The sequence below is a fragment of the Rhodanobacter sp. G2-10 genome (assembly GCF_055809185.1).
Window position 1 is genome coordinate 625651 of the sequence record NZ_CM147900.1, and the last position, 24361, is coordinate 650011.

Annotated in this window: 22 protein-coding genes; 13 read left to right on the forward strand and 9 right to left on the reverse strand. The window is 64.3% G+C overall.

Annotated elements, in window-relative coordinates; all coding sequences use genetic code 11:
• Positions 1-122 precede the first annotated feature (122 nt).
• A complete protein-coding gene (locus AC0L58_RS02835; protein ID WP_473686481.1) occupies positions 123-560 on the reverse strand; it encodes a group III truncated hemoglobin in 438 nt (145 codons plus the stop codon).
• Positions 561-642: 82 nt separating this feature from the next.
• Positions 643-1089 carry an azurin gene (azu, locus tag AC0L58_RS02840; protein WP_473686483.1) on the reverse strand — a complete coding sequence of 149 codons (447 nt, stop codon included), beginning with the start codon at positions 1087-1089 and terminating at the stop codon, positions 643-645.
• 152 nt (positions 1090-1241) lie between these two features.
• Here azu and fdxA point away from each other — a divergent pair, with 152 nt between their 5' ends.
• Together fdxA and AC0L58_RS02850 are read left to right on the forward strand one after the other, a co-directional pair.
• On the forward strand, positions 1242-1565 hold the full coding sequence (gene fdxA, locus AC0L58_RS02845; RefSeq protein WP_473686485.1) for a ferredoxin FdxA: 324 nt from the start codon (positions 1242-1244) through the stop codon (positions 1563-1565).
• A gap of 249 nt (positions 1566-1814) precedes the next feature.
• Positions 1815-4118 carry a nitric-oxide reductase large subunit gene (locus AC0L58_RS02850; protein WP_473686487.1) on the forward strand — a complete coding sequence of 768 codons (2304 nt, stop codon included), beginning with the start codon at positions 1815-1817 and terminating at the stop codon, positions 4116-4118.
• 75 nt (positions 4119-4193) lie between these two features.
• Here AC0L58_RS02850 and gap read toward each other — a convergent pair whose 3' ends face one another.
• Positions 4194-5195: a type I glyceraldehyde-3-phosphate dehydrogenase gene (gene gap / locus AC0L58_RS02855; protein ID WP_473686489.1), complete on the reverse strand. Its 1002-nt coding sequence runs from the start codon at positions 5193-5195 to the stop codon at positions 4194-4196.
• A gap of 162 nt (positions 5196-5357) precedes the next feature.
• Between gap and AC0L58_RS02860 the strand changes: the two genes are divergently transcribed.
• From AC0L58_RS02860 to AC0L58_RS02875, 4 genes are all read left to right on the forward strand, one after another.
• Positions 5358-6194 carry a S1/P1 nuclease gene (locus AC0L58_RS02860; RefSeq protein ID WP_473686491.1) on the forward strand — a complete coding sequence of 279 codons (837 nt, stop codon included), beginning with the start codon at positions 5358-5360 and terminating at the stop codon, positions 6192-6194.
• A gap of 100 nt (positions 6195-6294) precedes the next feature.
• Positions 6295-7767, forward strand: coding sequence for a pyruvate kinase (gene pyk, locus AC0L58_RS02865; RefSeq protein WP_473686493.1), 1473 nt, complete (start codon positions 6295-6297; stop codon positions 7765-7767).
• A gap of 127 nt (positions 7768-7894) precedes the next feature.
• Positions 7895-8335 carry an energy transducer TonB gene (locus tag AC0L58_RS02870; RefSeq protein ID WP_473686495.1) on the forward strand — a complete coding sequence of 147 codons (441 nt, stop codon included), beginning with the start codon at positions 7895-7897 and terminating at the stop codon, positions 8333-8335.
• Between the two features lie 144 nt (positions 8336-8479).
• The gene (locus AC0L58_RS02875; RefSeq protein WP_473686497.1) at positions 8480-9484 is read left to right on the forward strand and encodes a class I fructose-bisphosphate aldolase; all 1005 of its coding nucleotides are present in this window, start codon (positions 8480-8482) and stop codon (positions 9482-9484) included.
• Positions 9485-9584: 100 nt separating this feature from the next.
• On the opposite strand, the gene AC0L58_RS02880 is transcribed toward AC0L58_RS02875, so the two are convergent.
• Positions 9585-10163, reverse strand: coding sequence for an outer membrane beta-barrel protein (locus AC0L58_RS02880; RefSeq protein ID WP_473686499.1), 579 nt, complete (start codon positions 10161-10163; stop codon positions 9585-9587).
• Positions 10164-10346: 183 nt separating this feature from the next.
• The gene (locus AC0L58_RS02885) at positions 10347-10946 is read right to left on the reverse strand and encodes an outer membrane protein (RefSeq protein WP_473686500.1); all 600 of its coding nucleotides are present in this window, start codon (positions 10944-10946) and stop codon (positions 10347-10349) included.
• 304 nt (positions 10947-11250) lie between these two features.
• On the opposite strand from AC0L58_RS02885, the gene tkt reads away from it, so the two are divergent.
• Positions 11251-13260, forward strand: a complete 2010-nt coding sequence (gene tkt / locus AC0L58_RS02890) for a transketolase (RefSeq protein ID WP_473686502.1) — start codon at positions 11251-11253, stop codon at positions 13258-13260.
• 204 nt (positions 13261-13464) lie between these two features.
• Here tkt and AC0L58_RS02895 read toward each other — a convergent pair whose 3' ends face one another.
• Positions 13465-14109, reverse strand: a complete 645-nt coding sequence (locus tag AC0L58_RS02895) for an HAD hydrolase-like protein (protein WP_473686504.1) — start codon at positions 14107-14109, stop codon at positions 13465-13467.
• Complete coding sequence (locus AC0L58_RS02900; RefSeq protein ID WP_473688539.1) at positions 14109-15275, reverse strand: phosphoglycerate kinase; 1167 nt, start codon at positions 15273-15275, stop codon at positions 14109-14111. The genes AC0L58_RS02895 and AC0L58_RS02900 overlap by 1 nt, the downstream gene beginning before the upstream one ends.
• Positions 15276-15464: 189 nt before the next feature.
• Between AC0L58_RS02900 and maiA the strand changes: the two genes are divergently transcribed.
• Positions 15465-16139, forward strand: a complete 675-nt coding sequence (gene maiA / locus AC0L58_RS02905; RefSeq protein WP_473686506.1) for a maleylacetoacetate isomerase — start codon at positions 15465-15467, stop codon at positions 16137-16139.
• 267 nt (positions 16140-16406) lie between these two features.
• On the opposite strand, the gene AC0L58_RS02910 is transcribed toward maiA, so the two are convergent.
• Positions 16407-17519 carry a PilT/PilU family type 4a pilus ATPase gene (locus AC0L58_RS02910; protein WP_473686508.1) on the reverse strand — a complete coding sequence of 371 codons (1113 nt, stop codon included), beginning with the start codon at positions 17517-17519 and terminating at the stop codon, positions 16407-16409.
• A gap of 83 nt (positions 17520-17602) precedes the next feature.
• Here AC0L58_RS02910 and AC0L58_RS02915 point away from each other — a divergent pair, with 83 nt between their 5' ends.
• The 5 genes from AC0L58_RS02915 (at position 17603) to glmS (ending at position 22953) form a co-directional block, all read left to right on the forward strand.
• Positions 17603-18184 carry a DUF4398 domain-containing protein gene (locus tag AC0L58_RS02915; RefSeq protein WP_473686510.1) on the forward strand — a complete coding sequence of 194 codons (582 nt, stop codon included), beginning with the start codon at positions 17603-17605 and terminating at the stop codon, positions 18182-18184.
• The gene (locus tag AC0L58_RS02920; protein WP_473686512.1) at positions 18181-18843 is read left to right on the forward strand and encodes a hypothetical protein; all 663 of its coding nucleotides are present in this window, start codon (positions 18181-18183) and stop codon (positions 18841-18843) included. Before AC0L58_RS02915 ends, AC0L58_RS02920 begins: the two co-directional genes overlap by 4 nt.
• 356 nt (positions 18844-19199) lie before the next feature.
• Entirely contained in the window at positions 19200-19427 is a 228-nt protein-coding gene (locus AC0L58_RS02925) for a YdcH family protein (RefSeq protein ID WP_473686514.1), read from the forward strand.
• 163 nt (positions 19428-19590) lie between these two features.
• A complete protein-coding gene (locus tag AC0L58_RS02930; protein WP_473686516.1) occupies positions 19591-20961 on the forward strand; it encodes a pyridoxal-phosphate dependent enzyme in 1371 nt (456 codons plus the stop codon).
• Positions 20962-21123: 162 nt separating this feature from the next.
• Positions 21124-22953 carry a glutamine--fructose-6-phosphate transaminase (isomerizing) gene (glmS, locus tag AC0L58_RS02935; protein WP_473686518.1) on the forward strand — a complete coding sequence of 610 codons (1830 nt, stop codon included), beginning with the start codon at positions 21124-21126 and terminating at the stop codon, positions 22951-22953.
• Between the two features lie 134 nt (positions 22954-23087).
• On the opposite strand, the gene AC0L58_RS02940 is transcribed toward glmS, so the two are convergent.
• Positions 23088-24092 carry a glutathione S-transferase family protein gene (locus AC0L58_RS02940; RefSeq protein WP_473686520.1) on the reverse strand — a complete coding sequence of 335 codons (1005 nt, stop codon included), beginning with the start codon at positions 24090-24092 and terminating at the stop codon, positions 23088-23090.
• Positions 24093-24361 lie beyond the last annotated feature (269 nt).

The window sequence follows — 24361 nt, forward strand, 5'->3', positions numbered from 1 at the left end:
CGGCGAGATCGCCGACGAGCCGAATGACGGCGCGGCGCTCAAAGCGCTGCGCTGATGCCGTAGGGCGGGCTCTGCCCGCCGTTTGGTTTCCCGGATCAAGAGCACGGCGGGCGGAGCCCGCCCTACGTGTCGGCGTGATCTCGTTGGTGCCCGACGCTCACGATGCGGACGCCGAACGGTTTCACTTCCGGATGCAGGCCCAGCCCGTACTTCAGGCTGCGGCCGATGCGTTGTGCGTATTCCAGCATCTGTGCGGCGTGGGATTCGTCCAGCTCCTCGCCGCAGGTTTCCTGCCACAACGCGAGCCATCGATCGAAGTGTTCGGCGCGGATCGGATGCGGGCGGTGGGCCGCCATCGGGTTGCCGCGGTAGCTGCCTGCACGCAACGCCACCGAGGCCCAAAACGAGGTGAGCAGGCGCTTGTGCTCGTCCCAGTCGTGCACGGCCGCGTTGAAAATCGGGCCGATCTCCGGATCGCGACGTACCTTTTCGTAGAAATGGTCGACCAGTGTGGCAAGTGCGGTTTCGTCGAAAACTGCCGTGGAATTCGTCTGAGTCATGCGCACAGGATAGGGGAAAGCGGGCGCCGAACCGACAACGCACCCCGCCATCACGACGGGATGCGTCGCCTGATCCCGCCGATTACTGGCCGAGGCTCAGGGTGCCCTTCATCAGGGCGGCATGGCCCGGGAAGGTGCAGAAGAACGCGTACTTCTCGCCGGCCTTCAGCTTGGCGACGTTGATCGTGGCCGTGTCGCTCTGGCCACCGCCGATAAGCTTGGTGTGCGCGATGATGCGCGTGTCGCCGGGCTTTTCGTAGCTGTTGGCGGCGCCGGCCTTCATGCCGTCGGCGACCACACCGGCTTCGTCGGATGCGTGTGACAGCACCCAGTTGTGGCCCATGGCGGTGACCGGCAGCTTGCCGGTGTGTTTCAGCGTGACCGTGAAGCTCTTGCAGGTCTTCGGTACCGTGATGGTTTTCTTGTTGAACTGCATGGCATCGCTGCCTTCGATGGTGGTCGCACATTCGGCGGCCATCAGCGGCGTGGACAGCAGGCCGAGCAGGGCTATGGCAATCAATTTGCGCATGAAGTGTTGCTCCGTGGGGAAGTGATGGGGTGATGAAGCGCGGTTGGATTCTGCGGGAGCAGTGCCTTTCGGGCACTGATCTGGATCATGGTCGCCGCAGCAGCCGTGCTTGACACTGTAGGTGTGTCCGGCGCGTGTCGGAAGGAGGCAAGATGACGCACGTCGTTACCGAGAACTGCATCAACTGCAAGCACACCGACTGTGTCGAGGTGTGTCCGGTGGACTGCTTCCACGCAGGCCCGAATTTCCTGGTGATCGATCCGGACGAGTGCATCGACTGCACGCTGTGCGTGGAAGAGTGTCCGGTCGGCGCGATCTTTCCCGAACTGGACGTGCCCGCCGGGCAGGAGATCTTCATGTCGATCAATGCCGAGCTGGCAAAAGAGTGGCCGGTACTGACCAGCAAGATTGCCGCGATGGATGACGCGGCGAAGTGGGACGGCGTGCCAAACAAGCTGCCGCTGCTGAAGCGCTGAGTCGGCTTTGCGGCCAGCTGAATACGAGCGTTCGACGCGCCGGGTTCCAGAGTACCGCAACCCCCCGTACGAGCCCACTCGCGGCCGATGCTCTTTGGCGGGAGCAAGAGCACCATCCCCTATGATCATCGACACCTTCGTCGTCCACGCATTGTCAGGTGGAACAATTCCACGGTGTGGGCTAGGCTCAGTCCGGTGCGTCGGCCTATCGTGAGCCGGCATGCTTTCGTCACGTTGGGGAGAAAACTGATGAATGAGGCTGCACAGCCCTTGTCCGAAGACGATTCCGAACTTTCGCCATGGTGGTTGCGCACCGTGGCCATCGTGCTGGTGGTTGGCTTTGCCGGACTGCTTGCCATCACCATGCTGGCCTATCGCAATGCGCCGCCGATTCCCGGCCAGGTGGTGGATGCGCAGGGCAACACCGTCTTTACCGGTGATGACATCAGCAAGGGGCAGGCGGTATTCCTCAAGTATGGTTTGATGGACAACGGCAGTATCTGGGGCCATGGCGCCTATCTCGGGCCGGATTACTCGGCCGAAGCCTTGCACTTCATCGGCCAGGACACCGCGGCGGCGATTGCTGAGGAGCAATTCGGCAAGCCGATGGCCGAGCTCGATGCATCGCAGCAGGCGGCGGTGCGCGGCGAAACGACGGTGGCGCTGAAAACCAATCGCTACGATGGACAGACCGACGTGCTGCGGTTGACCGCGCCGGAAGCGACCGCCTACCGGCAGCAGGTCGATTACTGGACCAACTATTTCAAGGACCCGACCAAGAATGGCGGGCTCAAGCCTGACCTCATCACCGATCCCACCGAATTGCATCAGTTCACCGCCTTCGTCACCTGGGCGGCGTGGGCCTCGGTGGCCAACCGGCCAGGGACCGATGCCTCGTACACGAATAATTTCCCCTACGACGCCAGCGTCGGCAACCTTCCCACGGGCCACGCGCTGCTGTGGAGTGCGCTGAGCCTGCTGTTGCTGTTGGCCGGTATTGCCGGAGTACTGCTGGCTTTCGGCAAATTTGATTACCTGGGTTGGATCAGCCGGGGCCAAAACGTGCGCGCGCAATTGATGCCGGGCAAGTCCAGCCCGGGCCAGCGCGCACTGGTGAAGTTTTTCGTAGTGGTTGCGTTGTTGTTCCTGATGCAGACCCTGGTCGGTGGCGGCGTCGCCCATTTCCGTGCCGATCCGGGCAGCTTCTACGGCTTCCAGTTGGAGAACATCTTCCCCAGCAACCTGCTGCGCACCTGGCATCTGCAGACCGCGATCTTCTGGATCGCCACCGCCTACGTCGCCGCGGCGTTGTTCCTGGGCCGTTCGTTGCGCGCCGATGAGCCACGCTGGTTCGCGGGCTGGGTGCATCTGTTGTTCGCCGCATTCGCGGTGGTGATCGGCGGCAGCCTGCTCGGGGTGTGGGCCGGCATTGCGCAGAAACTCGGCACCTGGTGGTTCTGGGTCGGCAACCAGGGCTGGGAGTACCTGGAACTGGGCCGGCTCTGGCAGTACCTGCTGGTGGTCGGGTTGCTGGTGTGGTTCGGCATTCTCTTTGCGCTGGCACGGCCGCGCGTCGTGGCCAACGAGAAGGCGCGACCGCTGGCCAAGATGTTCCTGTTCGCCTCGATCGCGATCCCGGTGTTCTACGTGCCCGCGTTGTTCTTCGGCGCCGAAACCAACTACACCGTGGTCGACACCTGGCGCTTCTGGATCATCCACCTGTGGGTCGAAGGCTTCTTCGAATTCTTCGCCACCACGGTGGTCGCCCTGACCCTGTACCAGGTTGGTCTCGCGCATCGCAACGTGGCGCTGCGGGTGATCTACCTGGATGCGATCCTGTACTTCCTGGGCGGCCTGATCGGTACCGGACATCACTGGTACTTCACCGGGCACACCAACTTCAACATGGCGATGTCGGCGATGTTCTCGGTGCTCGAAGTGGTGCCGCTGACCCTGCTGACCCTGGACGCCTGGGATTTCGTCAGGGCTACCAAGGGTACCGTCGACGTCGACGGCAAGCCGACCCGCGTGCCGCACAAGTGGACGTTCTACTTCCTGATGGCGGTGGGCTTCTGGAACTTTGTCGGTGCCGGCATGTTCGGCTTCTTCATCAACCTGCCGATCGTCAGCTACTACGAAGTGGGCACCCAGGTCACGCCGACCCACGGTCATGCCGCGCTGATGGGCGTGTTCGGCATGCTGGCGCTGGCGCTGATGGTGTTCACCTTGCGTCAGACCAGCAGCGAGGAGCGCTGGCCCGGCATCGAGAAGTACGTCAAGGTCGCGTTCTGGGGTACCAACGTGGGCCTGGCGATGATGCTGCTGATGAGCCTGTTCCCGAGTGGCGTGCTGCAGCTGTGGGACGTGATGCAGAACGGCTACTGGCACGCACGCAGCATCGAGTACATGAGCCTGCCGCGCTCGCACATCCTCGAATGGCTGCGCCTGCCCGGTGACATGGTGTTCATCATCTTCGGTGCGATCCCGTTGGTGATTGCCACCATCAAGGGCTGGCTGGGCGTGCGCGCGGACGCGGCGGCCGAGCGCCGCTGAGGGGCGTCGCGCATGAAAAACCCGCGCCGGTGAAGACCGGCGCGGGTTCTTGTTTGGGACTTCACTGCAACAGGGTTACTTGCCGATCACCCGCACCATCTCCAGGCACTTGTTCGAGTAGCCCCACTCATTGTCGTACCAGCTGACCAGCTTGACGAAGCTGTCGTCCAGCGCGATGCCGGCGGTGGCGTCGAAGATCGAGGTGCGCGCGTCGCCGCGGAAGTCGGTGGCCACAACCTTCTCTTCGGTGTAGCCCAGGATGCCCTTGAGCGGACCTTCACTCTGCGCCTTCATCTCCGCGCAGATCTCGGCGTAGCTGGCGTCCTTCTCCAGTTCCACCGTGAGGTCGACCACCGACACGTTCGAGGTCGGCACGCGGAAGCTCATGCCGGTGAGCTTCTTGTTGAGTTCGGGGATCACCACGCCGACCGCCTTGGCCGCGCCGGTGGAAGAAGGAATGATGTTCTCCAGGATGCCACGGCCGCCGCGCCAATCCTTGTTGCTGGGACCGTCGACGGTCTTCTGGGTGGCGGTGGCCGCGTGCACCGTGGTCATCAGGCCGCGCTTGATGCCCCACGTGTCGTTGAGCACCTTGGCCAGCGGCGCCAGGCAGTTGGTGGTGCAGCTGGCGTTGGAGATGATCGCCTCGCCCTTGTAGCTCCTGTCGTTGACGCCGTAGACGAACATCGGCGTGCTGTCCTTCGACGGCGCGGACAGGATCACCTTCTTCGCGCCCGCGTCCAGGTGCTTCTGCGCCGCCTCGGCGGTCAGGAACAGGCCGGTGGACTCGATCACCACGTCGACGTTGACCTCGCCCCATTTCAGATTGGCCGGATCGCGTTCCTGACTCAGCCGGATGCGCTTGCCGTTGACCACCAGATGGTTGCCGTCCACCTGCACATCGCCCTCGAAGCGGCCATGCACGGAGTCGTGGTTCAGCATGTAGGCCAGGTAATCCGGCTCCAGCAGGTCGTTGATGGCGACGACCTCGATGTCATTGGCGAAGTTCTGCACGGCTGCGCGCAGCACGTTGCGACCGATGCGGCCGAAGCCGTTGATACCGACCTTGATGGTCATGAGTGGGCGTCCTCCGATGGAGATAGGGATGGTGCATGGGTGGTTGGCTGGCGCGAGGCTGCCAGCCGGTGCTTCAGCCGCACGATTTTACATTGAAAGCGGGCAGGCCGCCCGCGCGGTGCGACGCTATGGCAGACTGGGGTTTTCGCGCCGGAGCATGCCATGATCAAGTTGGGCTCATCTCTTGCTGCTGCCTTGTTGATGTTTCTGGTCGCGACCGTGGCCCAGGCATGGGGGCCGCTCGGCCACAGCGTGGTGGCCGCATTGGCGCAGCGGCATCTCAGCCCTGCCGCCGAAGCCGAGGTGGAGCGCCTGCTGGCACCTGAGCACATCAAGGCATTGGCCGATATCGCCAACTGGCCCGACCAGATGCAGAACGATCCGGCGATGGCGAGCTTGTGGAAGCAGACGCGCACCCAGCACTACATCAATTTCCACGGCGGCCCCTCCTGCGATTACGTGCCGCCGCGCGACTGTCGCGACGGTCGTTGCGTGGTGGGTGGCCTGGAGCATTACGTCGCCGTATTGGCCGATCGCAGCCAGCCTGACAGCGTGCGGCGCCAGGCGCTGAAGTTCGTGGTGCATTTCGTCGGCGACATCCATCAGCCGCTGCATGCCGGTTATCGGGATGACAAGGGTGGCAACACGTATCAGGTGCAGTACGACGGCAAGGGCACCAACCTGCACAAGATCTGGGACTCGCGCATGCTGTACACGCGCAACCTCGACTGGCAGCAATACGCGAAGCGCCTGGACTCCGCCGTACCGGTGACCCTGCCACCACCGATCGCCCCCCTGGACAATCCGTACGCGCAATGGGCCGAGGAGTCCTGCCGGATCACGGCCGAACCGGGTTTCTACCCCCAGAACCACAAGATCAATTCCGCCTACGTCAGCACCTGGCTACCGGTTGCCGACCAGCGCCTGCGTGAAGCCGGCCGCCGCCTCGCCCAGATACTCAACGTCGCGCTCGCGCCCAATCCGCCCAGTGCCCACTGAAAGCTGAAAACCGAACACCGAACACCGAACACCGAACACCGAACACCGAACACCGAACACTCCACACCCAATCCCGCTACAACGCTCCAGGCCCCGACCCATGACAACAACCCTACCCGCCACCCGCACCAAGATCGTCGCCACGCTCGGACCGGCCACGGATGCGCCCGGCATGCTCGGCAAGCTGATTGCCGAAGGCGTCGACGTGGTTCGCCTGAACCTTTCGCACGGCGAGCCGGACGACCACCGCGCCCGCGCCCGGGCCGTACGAGCCGCGTCGGAGGCGGCCGGCCGTGAAGTTGGCGTGCTGGCCGATCTGCAAGGCCCGAAGATCCGCATCGAGACTTTTGCCGATGGTCCGGTCGAGCTGGTGGAGGGCGCCGACTTCGTGCTCGATTGTCGTGCCGGCGTGCCGCCGGGTGATGCCACTCGGGTCGGGGTCAGTTACCACGAGCTGCCCGGCGACGTGCATGCCGGCGACGTGCTGCTGCTGGATGACGGCCTGGTCGCATTGACCGTGCGCGAGGTGTCCGGCAGCGAGGTGCGCTGCGCCGTGAAGGTGGGCGGCAAGTTGTCCAATCGCAAGGGCCTCAACCGGCAGGGTGGCGGGCTTTCGGTCACCGCGCTGTCGGACAAGGACAAGGCCGACATCAAGCTGGCGGCGGAGATCGGTGCGGATTTCCTGGCCGTGTCCTTCGTGCGTTCGGCCGACGACATGCACCAGGCGCGCCGCCTGCTCAAGGAGGCGGGTGGCCGCGCGGCGCTGGTGGCGAAGATCGAGCGGGCCGACGCCATCCCGGTGCTGGGCGAGATCATCGACGCTTCGGATGTGGTGATGGTGGCGCGCGGCGACCTCGGCGTGGAGATCGGCGATGCCGAGCTGCCCGGCCTGCAGAAGAAGATCATCCGCGAATCGGTGCAACGCAACCGCGCGGTGATCACCGCCACGCAGATGCTGCAGTCGATGGTGCGCTCGCCGATCCCCACCCGTGCCGAAGTGCTCGACGTGGCCAATGCGGTGATCGACGGCACGGACGCAGTGATGTTGTCCGAGGAAACCGCCGCGGGCGCGCATCCGGACAAGGCGGTGGCCGCGATGCGCCGCATCTGCCTGGGTGCCGAACGCCAGTTCGAACCGAAGGACGACCTCACCGCCGGCAGCCACCGGCTCGATCGCACCGACCAGGCCATTGCGCTGGCGGCGATGATGCTGGCGGGCGAGCTCGGGGTGCGCGCCATCGTGGCCCTGACCGAGTCAGGCGCGACCGCGCAGTGGCTGTCACGCTATCGTACCGCCGTGCCGATCTACGCGCTGTCGCCGCTTGCCGACGCACGCCGCCGCATGCTGCTGTTGCGCGACGTGCAGCCGGTGGCGTTTACCCACGACGCGCAGAGCTCGGCCGCCAATTCACTGGCGGCGGTCCGGCAGCTGTTCGCCCAGGGCCGGCTCAGCGAAGGTGATCGCGTGGTGCTGACCCACGGTGACCATGTGGGGCGGGGCGGTGGCACCAATACGCTGAAGCTGCTTTCGGTCGGCCCCGACGGCATGGTCGACAGCCTGCGCAATCTTTAGGGATGCTCTGACCCGGTCAGCGCATCCCCGAAGCTGAAACTCCGATGTCCGTGGTGGTGGCCTTGACTGTGGTTGCACGAGCGGCGGGCTACACTTGGAGCCGTCCTTCCTCAGATTGGAGATCGTCATGAAGACCCTGTTTCGTCCCTTGCGCCGGGCACTGGCACTGGCGCTTGCTCTGGGTTTCGTGGCGCCGGTACTGGCCCAGACCATCAAGATCGACCCGCAGAATCTCTACCGCTACTGGATTCTGCTCAATACCAAGGTGCAGATGGACGCACCCAACAGCGGCCTGAACCTGACCAAGCCCGGCTGCGTGGCCGTGACCTATACGGTGGGAGCCAACGGCGTGCCGCTTGACGTGCAGGTGGCCAAGGTGGTGCCCAACAGCGACCTGGGTTCGATGGCGCGCAGCGCCGTGGCCAACTTCCGTTACGGCCCGTCGCTGAACAACAAGGATCACCAGCCGGTCGCCACCTATTACATCGTGCCGTTCAACTCGCCGAAGGACCCGGAAGCGCAGAAAGCGCTGATGGAACCGTGCAAGTTGCCCGGCTACGTCAACTGAATGGCCGTACGTGAGTCATGGCGCCGCATCGAAGCGTGCCAGCCTCGATCTGGCCTATAATCCGCCTTTTGAACCACGCCGCTTCGCCCTCGAGGCGGCGTTCACCTTGTGCGGCAGGGCAGCAATCCCGCCAGCGGAGTCATCATGAGCATTGAAGATCTCGAAAGCATCGCCTTGGCGATGGTTGCGCCCGGCAAGGGCATCATCGCGATTGACGAGTCGACCAACACCATCACCAAGCGCTTCGCGGCGGTCGGCATCGAGAGCACCGAAGAGAATCGCCGCGCTTATCGCGAAATGTTGCTGACCACGCCCGGTCTCAACGAGCACATCTCCGGTGCGATCCTGTTTGACGAGACGATTCGCCAGTCGACCAAGGACGGGGTGCCGTTCACCCAGGTCATGAAGAAGGCCGGCATCATCCCCGGCATCAAGGTGGACAAGGGGCCGCAGCCGCTGGCCGGCTTCCCCGGCGACGTGGTCACCGAAGGGCTCGACGGCCTGCGCCCGCGCCTGCAGGAGTACGCCAAGCTGGGTGCGCAGTTTGCCAAGTGGCGTGCGGTGATCAACATCAGCGAGGAGAATCCCAGCTCCACCGCGATCGAGGCGAATTGCCACGTGCTGGCCCGTTACGCGGCCCTGTGCCAGGAGGCCGGTCTGGTGCCGATGGTCGAGCCCGAGGTGATCATGGATGGCGACCACAGCATCGAAGTCAGCTACGAGGTGCACGAGGCCGTGCTGCGCAGCCTGTTCAACGCGCTGTACGAGCAGAACGTGATGCTGGAAGGCACCATCCTGAAGATCAGCATGGTCATCCCCGGCAAGGATTCGGACGAGCAGGTCGACGTCGAGGAAGTGGCCGAGGCCACTGTGCGCGTGCTGAAGTCGACGGTGCCGGCCTCGCTGCCGGGCATCGTGTTCCTCTCCGGCGGCCAGAGCGACGAGCAGTCGACCTCGCATCTGAATGCGATGAATCAGATCGGACCGCACCCGTGGCCGCTGTCGTTCTCCTACGGCCGCGCCATGCAGCAGGCGGCGCTGCAACTGTGGGCCAAGGACATGAAGGGCAACGTGGCCGAGGCACAGAAAATCGTGCACGCACGCGCCAAGGACAATGGTCTGGCCGCGTTGGGGCAGTGGAACGGCTGATTCCGCCGTTTGATCATGTTGACTGCATGAACAAGGAGGGCGCCCCAGGGCGCCCTCCTTGTTTGCCTTGTTCTGGTCGACAGGGGCCGCTGGCCCCGTCTCAGAAGCGATACTCGGCGGTCACCGTGTAAACGCGATTGCCGATGTCCAGCCCTTGCTTGGAGATGCTGTAGTAGTCGAAATTGGCACCGATGCTCCAGCTCTTGCTGATGTCGTAGCCGGTGCCCAGACCTGCATACCAGCCCAGTGACTGCCGGCCACCCTTTTCGTTGAACGTGTTGGCTGGATCACTCGATTGCAGCGTGGCATGCAGCTTCCACACAAAGGCGCCACCGCGAGCCGAGATATACCAGGCGTCGGTGGGGTTGAAGTGGCCGTTGATGCCGGCCGTCCAGCCATCGCCCGAGAGCTTGGCGTACGTCGTGGCATCGCGGTAGCTGATGCTGCCCAGGTTGGTGTAGCCAGCCTCGAATCCGATGAACTGGGTGCGATAGCCGGCGTTGAGGATCACCGCCGTGCCATGGTCGCTGCCCAGGTCGTAATTGTTCAACGTGGCGTGGTAGCTCACGCGGCCTGCACCGAGGTTCACGAACCCACCGGTGAGGTCCTTCGCCTGGGCACCAGCGGCACCCAGCGTCGAGCCGGCCAACACGGCCAGCGTCAAAAGTGTCTTCTTCATCAAAATCCCCTGTTTGCTGTTCCTGATTGTTGCTCCTGCTGATGCTCCGCACGCCGTGGCGCACGGTCATCAGCCGTGCATTATAAAAGTGATGCATTACACACAAAACGAAGGAGGCGCCTCGCGGCGCCTCCTTCTTGTAGGTGAACATCCCGACGATGCGTCGGAATCCGCCTCGATGACTCAGAAGCGATACTCGGCGCTGGCCGAGATCATGTCCGTGCTGAGGTCGACGCGATCCTTCTTGGCGTCGAAGTAGTCGTAGTTGACGCCGACGCTGAGGTTCGGGGTGATGTTGTAGCCGACACCGGCGCCGGCATACCAGCTGTTGTCGTCCAGGCCCTTGCGCACGGGATTCACGTCGTTGTTCAGGCCGTGACCCGTCCAGCTGTACAGGCCTGCGCGGCCGCTCAGATACCAGTTGGGGCTCAGGTCGAGGTGAGCATTGGCGCCCATGGTCCAGCCGTGCAACTGCGATTTTTGGTCAGCGATGACCGGGTCGCTGTTGAAGATGTTCTTGGGGTGGATGTTGCCCAGATCGTTGTAACCCACTTCCGCGCCCAGGGCGAAGTTGGGGGCCAGCGACCAGCGGTAGCCGCCATTGAGTGCATAACCAGTGTCGTGCCCGTCATACGGACCGTGGTCGATCGCGGTGCGGCCGACGTTGCCGTTGATGAACCAGCCGGCATTGTCGGCCGGGGCGTTCTGCGCGAACGCAGCGGGAACGGCCAGCAGACCGGCGGAGGCCAAGGCGAGTGCGAGCAGTGTTTTCTTGGTTTTCATGGTGACACTCCAGTAGTCGAAACAGTCGGCCCGAGGGGGAGGGGATGGGCCGTTGCCGAACGTGCGACATCTAAGATGGACATCGACACGGAGACTTAGATGAGGCACCGCGGGAAAGATTCAATACTCATCAGTTCAGTATTAAGCGGGGGTTAATCGGCCCGAACGCGCGCTGAAGCGTGGCACTTGACATGATCCTGTCCGCTTCGGGCCCAAACCGGCTGGCCGCGGCCTACTCATGCGCGCGACAGAGCCTGTCCGGATCGGCGACAATACGCGTTTTTGCCCCGCCGGAGATTGCCTGATGACCACCCGCCGCGAACTCGCCAATGCCGTGCGAGCCCTTGCCATGGACGCCGTCGAGGCAGCGAAATCAGGTCATCCGGGGATGCCGATGGGCATGGCCGACATCGCCGAGGTGCTATGGAACGATTTCCTCCGTTTCAATCCGGCCAACCCCAAGTGGTTCAATCGTGACCGCTTCGTGCTGTCCAACGGCCACGGCTCGATGCTGCAGTACGCGCTGCTGCACCTGACCGGTTTCGACCTGCCGATGGAGCAGCTCAAGCGCTTCCGCCAGCTGCATTCGATGACTGCCGGCCATCCTGAGGCCAACGAAACCCCCGGCGTGGAAACCACCACCGGTCCGCTCGGCCAGGGCCTGGCCAATGCGGTCGGTTTCGCACTCGCCGAAAAGATCCTGGCGGCGCACTTCAACCGTCCCGGTCACGAAGTGGTCGATCACCACACCTACGTATTCCTCGGCGATGGCTGCCTGATGGAAGGCATCTCGCACGAAGTCGCCTCGCTGGCCGGCACCTGGCAGTTGGGCAAGCTGGTGGCGATCTACGACGACAACGGCATCTCGATCGACGGTGAAGTGCACGGCTGGTTCACCGATGACACTCCGGCGCGCTTCGAAGCCTACGGCTGGAACGTGATCCGCGGTATCGACGGACATGATGCCGAGGCGATCAAGAAGGCGATCGCCACCGCCACCGCACAAAACGACAGGCCGACGCTGATCTGTGCCAAGACGATCATCGGTTTCGGCGCGCCGCACAAGCAGGGCAAGGAGGAAAGCCACGGCGCTCCGTTGGGCAAGGACGAGATCGCCGCCGCCCGCGCGCAACTGGGCTGGAACCATGCGCCGTTCGAGATTCCGGCCGACATCTACGCCGGCTGGGATCACAAGTCGGCCGGCCACGCTGCCGAGCAGGCCTGGAACGAAGCCTTCGCCAAATACGCCGCAGCGCATCCGGATCTGGCCGCCGAATTCAAGCGCCGTATCGCCGGCAAACTGCCGGCGAACTGGGCGGAACAATCGCAGGCTTACATCGCCAGGCTGCAGGCTGAAGGTCCGGAAGTCGCGTCGCGCAAGGCCTCGCAGATGACCCTGAATGCGTTCGGCCCGTTGCTGCCGGAGCTGCTTGGCGGATCGGCGGACCTGGCCGGCTCCAACCTCACCAAGTGGAGCGGCAGCCTGGATGCGGCCAATGGCAACAGCGCCGACGGCAACGGCAACTACGTCTACTACGGTGTGCGCGAGTTCGGCATGACCGCGATCGCCAATGGCGTGGCCTTGCACGGCGGCTTCATTCCGTACGATGCCACGTTCCTGGTGTTTTCCGACTACGCGCGCAACGCCGTGCGCATGAGCGCGCTGATCCCGGCCCATGCGATCCACGTCTACACGCACGATTCGATCGGCCTGGGCGAAGACGGCCCGACCCATCAGCCGGTCGAACACATGGCCAGCCTGCGGTATATCCCGAACAATCAGTTGTGGCGTCCCTGCGACGCCGTGGAATCGGCTGCGTCGTGGAAGGCGGCGATCGAACGCAAGGGCGCGCCATCGTGTCTGGTGTTTTCGCGCCAGACCCTCAAGCATCAGCAGCGCAGCGAGCAGCAGGTTGCCGAGATCCTGCGCGGCGGTTACGTGCTGTCCGATCCGCAGGACACGAAGTTCCGGGCCATCCTGATCGCCACCGGCTCGGAAGTGGAGCTGGCCATGGAAGCTGCGCGCGCGCTGGCCCAGCAAGGCGTCGCCGTGCGCGTGGTGTCGATGCCGTGCACCGAGGTGTTCGATGCGCAGCCGCTGGAGTACCGCGAAGGCGTGCTGCCCGGCTGGTGCCGCGCCCGCGTTGCGGTGGAAGCAGCCAGTGCCGACTTCTGGCGCAAGTACGTGGGCCTGGACGGCGAAGTCATCGGCATGAGCAGCTTCGGCGCATCGGCGCCCGCGCCGCAGTTGTTCGAGCACTTCGGCTTCACGGTGGCGCACGTGGTTGATGCGGTGAAACGCGTCATCCGCTGATCACGGGGCCGCAGGGCGGGCTCCGCCCGCGGTGGCCGAGTGTCATGAGCTTGAGCGGCGGGCAGAGCCCGCCCTGCGTGGGACTTGCCCCGGAACGGGGCTTGGTCCCGTGTCGTCGCGACGACGTCCGCCGTGTTGTCGGTAGGGCGGGCTCCGCCCGCCGTGGCCGGGCGTCGTGGGGATGAGCGGCGGGCAGAGCCCTCCCTACGCGGTGGTCGCCAGCAACGAGGCCAGTTCGTCGGGCGTCGCGGCGATGGCGCTGGCGCCGGCCTGTTCCAGCTCCTCGCGGCTCCCAAAACCCCACAAGACGCCGACGCCACGGAGGTTATTGGCAGTCGCGCCTTCGATATCGAAGTGGCGGTCACCGATCATCACGGCATCGGTGGGCGGGCAATCGAAATCAATGAGGGCTGCACGGATCATGCTGGCCTTCTCGCTGTGCGCGCTGTCTGGGCTGGGGCCGTACAGCCGCAGAAAAGCATCGCCAAAAGGCAGGTGGGCAATGATCGGCGCCGCGTGCTTGTGCGGTTTGCTGGTTACCACGGCCAGCTGGTGGCCGGCATCGAGCAGTTGCCTGATGAGCGGATCGATGCCGGGATAAACCACATGCTCGCGCCAGCCGTCGGTGTCGAATCGTTCGTGGTAGTAACCGATGGCAGCTTCGATGCGTTCGGCATCGTGATCCAGCAGCGGTGCGAAGCTGTGCCGCAGCGGCGGGCCGATCCAGCCGCGCAGTACTTCATGGGCCGGCTCGGCTACGTCGAGCCGCGCCAGCGCATGGCGAATGCAGGCGGTGATGCCCTGCTCGGAATCGATCAGGGTACCGTCGAGATCAAACAGGCAAAGCACTACTTTGCGGCCCGGGCCTTCAGCGCGGTGACCGCAGGCAGTTCCTTGCCTTCGAGGAATTCCAGGAACGCGCCACCTCCGGTGGAGATGTAGGAGACCTGTTTTTCGATACCGTATTTGTCCACCGCGGCCAGCGTGTCGCCGCCACCGGCAATCGAGAACGCATCGGAGGCGGCGATCGCCCGGGCCAGAGTCTCCGTGCCTTTGCCGAAGGCGTCGAATTCGAACACGCCGACCGGCCCGTTCCACACCACGGTACCGGCCTTGGCGATCAGTTCGGCATAGTTCCGCGCCGTGGCCGGCCCGATGTCGAGAATCATCTCGTCGTCGCCGACCTGATCGACAGCCTTCACCGTGGCCGGTGCCTGTGCCGAGAAGGAGGGGGCTACGACCACGTCGACCGGCATCGGCAGCTCGACACCGCGGCGCTTGGCATCCGCGATCACGCGGCGGGCCACATCAAGCAGGTCGGATTCGACCAGCGAGTTGCCGACCGGATGCCCCATCGCCGCAATGAAGGTATTGGCGATGCCGCCGCCCAGAATCAGCTGGTCGACACGGCCGAGCAGGTTGTCCAGCAGCGACAGCTTGGTCGACACCTTGGAGCCGGCAACGATCGCCAGCAGCGGGTGCGCCGGCTGTTCCAGCGCCTTGCCCAACGCGTCGAGCTCGGCGCACAGCAACGGGCCGGCAGCGGCGATCGGTGCGAATCGGATTACGCCATGCGTCGAGGCCTGGGCGCGGTGGGCCGTGCCGAACGCGTCCATCACGAAGATGTCGCACAGCGCCGCGTACTTCCTGGCCAGGGCTTCGTCGTCCTTGCCTTCGCCGACGTTCATGCGGCAATTTTCCAGCAGCACCACTTCACCTGGCGCCACCTCGACGCCATCCAGATAGTCGGCGACCAACCGGACCGGTGAGCCCAACTGTTCGGTGAGCCACGCGGCGACCGGTGCCAGCGATGATTCGGCGTCGAACTGCCCTTCCTTGGGGCGTCCCAGGTGCGACATCACCATCACGCGGGCACCGGCATCGCGGGCGGCGGCGATGGTGGGCAGGGCGGCATCGAGGCGTTGGCTGGAGGTGATCTGGCCGTGGTCGTCGAAGGGCACGTTCAGATCCTCGCGGATCAGTACGCGCTTGTCGCGCAGTTCAAGGTCACTCATGCGGATGACGGACACGGCAAAACTCCGGTGGAAGTGGGCGCAACGGGCCCTTTCGGGCATCAACCGCCTATTGTCCGGTGGCTTTGGCAGCGATGCAAACCGGGCAGGGCACGATTTGTCGATGGCGGGTGCTGCGCATCATGGGCAACTGTGGCTACACTGCGGGTTGTCCACGCAGGGGAAAGGCTCATGGCGACCGGCTTGGTGCTCTACAGCTACTGGCGCTCCAGCGCCGCCTATCGGGTGCGCATCGCGTTGAACCTGAAGGGTTTGAGCTACGAAACGCGACCGGTGCATCTGGTGCGCGATGGCGGCGAGCAGCATGCGCCCGAATATCGGGCGCTAAACCCGATGGAAACGGTGCCTTGCCTGCTCGACGGCGATCGGGTGATCACCCAGTCACTGGCGATCATGGAATACCTCGACGAGATGTATCCGGCCGAGGAGGCCGCCTTGATGCCGATGGACGTGCGCGGTCGCGCCCAGGTCCGCGCGTTGGCGATGGCGGTGGCCTGCGACATACACCCGCTGGGCAACCTGCGGGTACTGCAGCACCTGGAGGCGGAATTCGCCGCCAGTCAGGACCAACGCGCGGCCTGGTCGCGGCACTGGATCGGCGCAGGTTTCAGGGCGATGGAAGCCATGCTGAGCGACAGCGCGGCGACCGGCCGCTATTGCCACGGCGATCGACCGGGCATGGCCGATGCCTGCCTGGTGCCGCAGGTCTACAACGCCCTGCGCTGGAAACTGCCGATGGACGACTACCCGACCATTGCCCGGATTCACGCCGCCTGCAAGGAGCTGGACGCGTTCCAGCGCGCGGCGCCGGAAGTGCAGGTGGATGCGCCGGAAAGCCAGGAGTGAGGGAAGAGGAGTGAGAAACGAGAGGGAAGGGCGAAGCGGCTTGTGCCATCTCTCACTTCTCACTCCTCTCCACTCACTTCCCGCCCCGCCAGCAATGGAAGCCATGCTGAGCGACAACACCGTGCCGGAAGCGCTGGTGGATGCGCCGAAAAGCGGGGAGCGAGGGAAGAGGAGTGAGAAACGAGAGGGAAGGTCGAAGCGGCTTGTGCTGTCTCTCACTTCTCACTCCTCTCCACTCACTTCTCGCCCCCCCCCCCCCTTCTCGCCCTAAAACCCCATCCCGTAGGGATCGTTGCCAGCCAGCTCCTGGCTGTCCTTGCCGCCTTCGGCGAGCCGGATCTTGAGCGCCAGGCCGTCGCGTGAATCGGATTTGCTCAAGGCTTCCTCCAGCTCCACGCGGCCTTCCTTGTACAGCTTGTAGAGCGACTGGTCGAAGGTCTGCATGCCTTCCTGCAGGCTGCGGTCCATCGCTTCCTTGATCTCGTGGATCTGGCCGCGGCGGATCATGTCGCGGATCAGCGGGGTGTTCAGCAATACCTCGGCGGCAGGAATGCGGCGGCCATCCTTGCCGATCACCAGGCGCTGGCTGATCACCGCGCGCAGGTTCAGGGCCAGGTTCATCAGCACGTTCTTGTGCGCCGACTCGGGGAAGAAGTTGAGGATGCGCTCCAGCGTCTGGTCGGAGTTGTTGGAGTGCAGCGTGGCCAGGCACAGGTGGCCGGTTTCGGAGAAGGCAATCGCCGCTTCCATCGTGTCGGTGTCGCGGATCTCGCCGATCATGATCACGTCCGGCGCCTCGCGCATCGCGTTCTTCAGCGCCTCGTGATAGCTGTGCGTGTCAAGGCCCACCTCGCGCTGGTTGACGATCGAGCGTTTGTGTCGATGCAGGTATTCGATCGGGTCCTCGACGGTGAGGATGTGACCGGGGGATTGCGTATTGCGCTGATCGATCATCGCCGCCAGCGTGGTCGATTTGCCCGAACCGGTCGCGCCCACCACCAGGATCAGGCCGCGCGGCTCCATGATCAGCTCGCGGAAAATCGGCGGCAGCTGCAGCTGCTCGATACTGGGGATCTCGCTCTTGATCGCGCGGATCACCATGCCCACTTCGCCGCGTTGCTTGAACACATTGATGCGGAATCGGCCGGCTTCCTTCACCGCCAGGGCCATGTTCAGTTCGAGATTGCGCTCGAACTGGGGCACCTGGCCCTCATCCATCAACGAATAGGCGATCTTCTTGACCATGCCGCTGGGCAGGCCGGTATTGCCCAGGGGATACAGCTTGCCTTCGACCTTGATGTTCACCGGGGCGCCGGTGGACAGGAACATGTCCGACGCGCCCTTGTCTACCATAAGCTTGAGGAAGTAGCCGATGTCCACGTTTTACCCCTGATTCCCGATGTACATTGCAATGACGGATTATGCCTGCCCACAATACGCTGCGACACACCATGAGGACTGTGATGCACTTCTTTTCCCCACTGACCGGGCTGCCGGGCCGCTTCCGGGCTGCGACCGCCGCCGTGGTGCTGGCCACGGCGCTTGCCGGTTGCGCCAGCGTGCCACCGCCGAATGACTCGATGAATCTGGCCCAGAACATGCTGCAAGCCGCGCGCGATGCCGGTGCGGCGGACTATGCGCCGGTGGATCTCGGTTTTGCCCAGGACAAGTTCCAGCAGGCCCAGGCCGCCATGGCCGAGCGCAAGTTTGCCGACGCCGCCGATCTGGCCGAGGAATCCAGCGCCGATGCCGAGCTGGCCAGGACCAAGGCCCGCCTGGGTTCGGCCCGCGCCGAGATGCAGAGCAAGCTGCAGGAGAATACGCGCCTGCGCCGCGAAGGCGAGCAACTGGCAGCCGAGCAGAAGCAGATGGAGCAGGCCGCGCCAACACCGGCGCCCGATGCCATCGCGACGCCGCCCATGCAGGACATGCCGGCCCCGTCCGCGTCGGTGTTGTCTGCCCCCGCAGATGGTGGTTTCCAGGCCTTGCCGAACAACAATCCGGCCCCGGCATCCAGCGCCGGCAGCCAGGAGGACCAGCCATGAACCGGTTCGGAAGCATGCTTGTCGTCGCCGCATTGGCCCTGGCCGTGGTGGGCGCCGCGCACGCCCGCGAGGATGACATCGACATCAGCCGGCTCAGTGGCAGCCTGAGCCAGCTGGCCAATGACCCCACCCTCGGGCACTACGCCCTGTCCGAGCAGGCGCGGGCCCGCGACGCGATCAACCGGCTGGCCCAGGCCGGTCGACGTGATCGGGCACACGCCCTGTACCTGGCGGAGCGCCGCGTGGATCTGGCCAAGACCGCCGCCCAGCTGCAGGACACCCAGAACAAGCTGAACCAGCTTGATCGTGAACACGACCAGATCCTGCTGGCCAACAGCCGGCGCGAGGCCGACATGGCGCGCCTCCAGTTGGCGCGCCAGCGTTTGCAGAACCAGCTGGCGCAGGAAGAGGCCGCGCGTTTGCAGGCGCAGGGCGAGGAGTACTCGCAGGCTGCCGACCAGGCGCGTGCCGAGGCCGAGCGGGCGAAGAAGCTTGCCGCCGCGCAAAGCAAGGTGGCGCGTGCTGCCCGTCGGGAGGCGGCGCTGGCGGCACAGGCGGCCAAGGCGATGCGTGCGCAGATGGAAGATGAGAGCAGCGCCGGGACGCCGCCTGCGGTCGAGAAGAAGAAGCCGGCCAAGAAGCACCAGGAGAAGCACTGAAGCACGCGCGGGGTGCGGTTTGCCGAGTCATCGGCGGGCGTTTCCGCGCGGTGGCGCACGCTGCTATCAGATGCACGCAAAATGCTGTTTTGACAGGTATTTAATGCCCAAGTCACGATTCGGCAAACAGTCCCCCGATCGGCTTGCGAAGGGTGCGACAGCGGTGTAGGGTCAAAGCCCCGGGAGGCATCTGCGCCGCCCGGGTTACTGACCTGAATCATGCGCATATCTCACGTTCACAGCCCCACCCGCGTCCTGGTCATCCGGTGTGGGTCGTGGGTGTGCGCATGCATTCAACCGTTGGCGGACAAGCCGCTCCGGCGGCATCCGCCTGTTCACTCGCAGGAGGTCGGATCATGTTTGAAAACCAGCAGCGTGATGATGTCGAGGCATTGATGAAGGCGGACGCGGAGTTCCGCCGGCTCTACCAGCATCATCGGGAGCTCGACAGCAAGTTGCACGACGCCGATATCGGCGTGCTGCCCATGGATGACGTCACCCTTGCCAGCCTGAAGAAAGAAAAGCTGATGGCCAAGACGCGACTGGAACGCATGTGGACGGATCGGGCGCATCTCGTCCACTGATCTTGTCTGATTCGCGAGCGCGGCCCCGGGGCCTTCCTGTGTTGATCGGGAAGGTTGCCGGGGCCGCGGCGTTTCCGGCGTTTGCATCGCAAGGCTCGGTTATCATGGTGAATCTGTGGCAACGGCGCCGCGCCGAAGCCACCCATCACCCAACGGAGCCCCCATGACGGTTCACCAGAGCGTCCTCGAACTGATCGGACACACCCCGATGGTGCGCACCCGGCGCCTGGACACCGGCACGTGCGAGCTGTACCTCAAACTCGAGAGCGCCAACCCCGGTGGTTCGATCAAGGATCGTATCGGCCTGTCGATGATCGAGGGTGCCGAGAAGGAGGGCCGCATTCGCCCCGGTGACATCCTGGTCGAGGGCACCGCAGGCAACACCGGCCTGGGACTGGCTCTGGTGGCGCAGCAGAAGGGTTACAAGCTGATTCTGGTGGTGCCGGACAAGATGAGCCGCGAGAAGATCTTCAATCTCAAGGCGATGGGCGCCGAGGTGGTGCTGACCCGTTCCGACGTGGCCAAGGGCCATCCCGAGTACTACCAGGACATGGCCGAGCGGATCGCGCGCGAAACGCCCGGTGCGTACTTCATCAACCAGTTCGGCAACCCCGACAACCCGGCCGCGCACATCAACACCACGGGCCCGGAGATTCTCGGGCAGATGGATGGCAAGGTCGATGCGGTGGTGGTCGGCTGCGGTTCGTCCGGTACGCTCAGCGGCCTGTCGAAATTCTTTGCCGAGCATTCGCCGCAGACCGAGTTGATCCTGGCCGATCCGGTGGGCTCGATCCTGGCGCAGTACATCAACGAGGGCACGCTTTCGACCAAGTCGGCCAGCTGGATGGTCGAAGGCATCGGCGAGGATTTCCTGCCCTCGATCAGCGACTTCACCCGGGTCAGGAAGGCCTATGCGATTCCGGACAAGGAAAGCTTCCTCACCGCCCGCGAGCTGCTGGCGAAGGAGGGCATCCTGGGCGGCTCATCCACCGGCACCCTGGTCGCCGCCGCGCTGCGTTACTGCCGCGAACAGGCATCGCCCAAGCGCGTGGTGAGCCTGGTCTGCGACACCGGCAACAAGTACCTGTCCAAGCTGTACAACGACTACTGGATGCTCGACAACGGCTTCATCGAACGCGAGCAGCACGGCGATCTGCGCGACCTGCTGCTGCGCCCGTTCGCCCAGCGCGACACCGTGGTGGTGGGGCCGAACGAACTGCTGATCACGGCCTACAACCGCATGAAGCTTTACGACGTGTCGCAGTTGCCGGTGATGGACGGCCGCAAGCTGGTCGGCATCGTCGACGAGTCCGACGTGCTGCTGCACGTGCACGCCGATGAAGCGCGATTCCGCGATCCGGTGTCCACCGCGATGATCACCGACCTGCACATGCTGGACGTACGCTCGCCGATCGAATCGCTGCTGCCGGTATTCGAGCGCGGCCACGTGGCGATCGTGGTCGATGGCGAGGACTTCCTCGGTCTGATCACCAGAATCGATCTCTTGAACTGGCTGCGGCGCAAGGTGAATTGAACGATCATTGCGCAATGGCGGGCAGAGCGCGGCCTGGGTAGGGCGGGCTCTGCCCGCCGCCCCGGCATCCGGAATCCGCAGCGAAAGCCTTCCGAAATGTCTTGAATCGAACATCTTCAATCATGGCGGCATCGCGCCGCCAAGCATCAGGGAATTCGTGCCATGTGTGGAATTGTTGCTGCCGTAGCCCAACGCGATGTTGCGCCGCTGCTGATCGTGGGCCTGAAGGCGCTGGAATATCGCGGCTACGACTCCTCCGGCGTCGCCGTGCTGGATCGCGGCGAAATCCGCCGGGTACGTGCCAAGGGCAAGGTGCGCGAGATGGAGGCCATGTACCTGGCCGACCCGTTCCCCGGCGGTACCGGTATCGCGCACACGCGTTGGGCCACGCATGGCGTGCCGAGTGAGGCGAACGCCCATCCCCACGTGGCCGGTCGGGTCTCGATCGTGCACAACGGCATCATCGAGAACTACGCCAGTCTGCGCGCCGGATTGCTCGCGTCAGGCCACGAATTCACCTCGGAAACCGATACCGAGGTGATGGCCGCGCTGATCAACCAGCGTTACACGAAGGGCGTGAGCCTGCGCGAGGCCGTGCTGGCCACCGTGCGCGAGCTCGAGGGCGCCTACGCGATTGCCGTGGTCAGTCGCGACGAACCCGACCGTGTGGTCGGCGCCCGCCGGGGCGCGCCGCTGCTGGTGGGTCTGGGCATCGGTGAGAACTTCCTGGGTTCGGACGCACAGGCGCTGATCCAGGTCACCAACAAGATGCTGTATCTGGAAGAGGACGACGTGGTCGAGATCACCCGCGACAGCGTGCAGGTCTTCGCGCTTGATGGAAGTCCGGTGGAGCGCGCCGCACACGAAAGCGAGTTGTCTGCTGACGCGGTCGAGCGCGGTGAATATCGCCACTACATGCAGAAGGAGATCTTCGAGCAGCCGCGTGCGGTGGCTGACACGCTGGAGGCGCGCATCGGCCCGCACGGCGTGCTGGAGAACATCTTCGGCATTGACAGCGATGCGCTTTTCGCGAAAGTCCGCGGCGTGCACATCGTCGCCTGCGGCACCAGCTATCACGCCGGCCTGATCGCCAAGTACTGGATCGAGGCGCTGGCGCGCCTGCCGGTGATGGTGGAGGTGGCCAGTGAATATCGCTACCGCGACGTGGTGGTGCCTACCGACACCTTGTTCGTCGCCATTTCACAGTCCGGCGAGACGGCCGACACGATGGCCGCGCTGCGTGCCTCGCGTGAGCGCGGCTACCTGGGTACCTTGGGCATATGCAATGTGGCCGAGTCGGCGCTGGTGCGCGAGGCGGACCTGAAACTGATGACCCGCGCCGGACCGGAAATCGGCGTGGCGTCGACCAAGGCATTCACCACGCAACTGGCCGCGTTGGCGCTGCTGGCGCTGGAGTTGGGTCGGCGCAATGGTCTGGAGGACAAGCGTCACCAGGCTCTCTGCGAAGAGCTGCGGTGCCTGCCGCGGACCATCGAGAGAGCGCTGGAGTGCGAGCCGGCCATCATGGCGATGGCCGAGCAATTCGTGCATCGGCAGCATGCCTTGTTCCTCGGTCGGGGCGCGCAATTCCCGGTGGCGCTGGAAGGAGCGCTCAAGCTCAAGGAAATCTCCTATATCCACGCCGAAGCGTATCCGGCGGGCGAGCTCAAGCACGGTCCACTGGCACTGGTCGACGAAGCCATGCCGGTGATTGCGGTGGCGCCGAACAACAGTCTGCTGGACAAGCTCATCTCCAATCTGCAGTCCGTGCGTGCCCGTGGTGGCGAGCTGTTCGTGCTGGCCGACTCCGACGCGGAGATATCACTGGACGAAGACGAGGGGCACCTGGTCAAGCTTCCCAGTGGTGGCAACTTCATCGCCCCGGTGGTATTTACCGTGCCGCTGCAATTGCTCGCCTACCACGTTGCCGTGCTGCGCGGCACCGACGTCGACCAGCCGCGCAACCTGGCCAAGTCGGTGACGGTTGAATAGCCCATCACGCTGGCTCAATGCCCGATGACCGTAGGGCGGGCTCTGCCCGCCGGCTCGGCTGAAATGCTGCTGGCAGGACGAGCTCCCGTTGGATTTACGGCCAGGAAAGCAGTGAACGCGCCCGCCCGACACAATCAGGTGCCGCGGATCTCCCGCTTGCCCAGCCGCTCGCGATCGTGCGGCGTGTTGAAGTCCAGGAGCGGGCCGATCGACACGATGCCGTGCGGGTTGATGGTCGGGTGGCTGCGGAAATAGTGATGGCGGATGTGGTCCATGTGCACTGTCTCGGCTACCCCGGGCATCTGGTAGATGTCATGCAGCAGGCCGTTGAGGTTCGGGTAATCGACGATGCGCTTCCTGTCGCACTTGAAGTGCGTTGCGTATACCGCGTCAAAGCGCACCAGCGTCGTCCATAGCCGCAGATCGGCTTCGGTCAGGGTGTTGCCCAGCAAGTAGCGGCTTTCACCCAGACGGCGCTCCAGATCCTCCAGCGTCTCGAACAACGCCGTCGCCGCCTCGTCGTAGGCGGTCTGGGTGGTGCAAAAGCCCGCCCGGTACACGCCGTTGTTGACGTATTCGTATATCGTTTCGTTGATGGCGTCGATCTGCGCGAGCAGATCCTTGGGACAGTAATTGCCGGGGCGCGCGCCGACGTCGTCGTACGCGTCGTTCAACATGCGGATGATCTCGGAAGATTCATTGTTGACGATGGTCTCGCGCTGCTTGTCCCACAGGATCGGCACCGTCACGCGCCCGCTGTAGTGCGGGTCGGCCTTGAGGTACAACTGGTAGACCTTGTCGAATCCGTACAGCGCATCACCGGTGGCGCCGTCGAAATCCGTGCGCAGCTCCCAGCCGTTCTCGAGCATCAGCGGATGCACCACGGAGACGCCAATGTGCTGCTCCAGTCCTTTCCAGGCGCGCATCACCAGCGTCCGGTGTGCCCACGGACAGGCGTACGACACGTAAAGGTGATAGCGCCCGCTTTCGGCCTTGAACCCGTCGGCGCCGGTCGGTCCGGCCTTGCCGTCAGCCGTGATCCAGTTGCGGAATTGGCTTTTGGATCGTTCGAAGCGGCCACCGGTGTCCTTGGTGTCGTACCACTTGTCCTGCCATTGGCCATCCACCAGGAGTCCCATGATTCTTCCGCCGTTGTTTGTTGCCAAAGAGGCCTAGCGTATCGGGTGCTCCGTGAAACCGCCGGGAAGGCTGGGAAAGAGTGATTGTCGGGGGCGCTTTGCCGCAATCGGCCGAAGCGGTGGGCACCCCTGGCGAGGTGTGATCGATCGTTGCACCCAGCCATGGAATCGCCCTGAGGATGGCGGGCGAAGAGCAACGACTTGCAATCCACACTGAAGCCGAATCGGCCGAAGCGAAGTGCCCGCGCCCTCGCCTGGAAGCGGTGGGC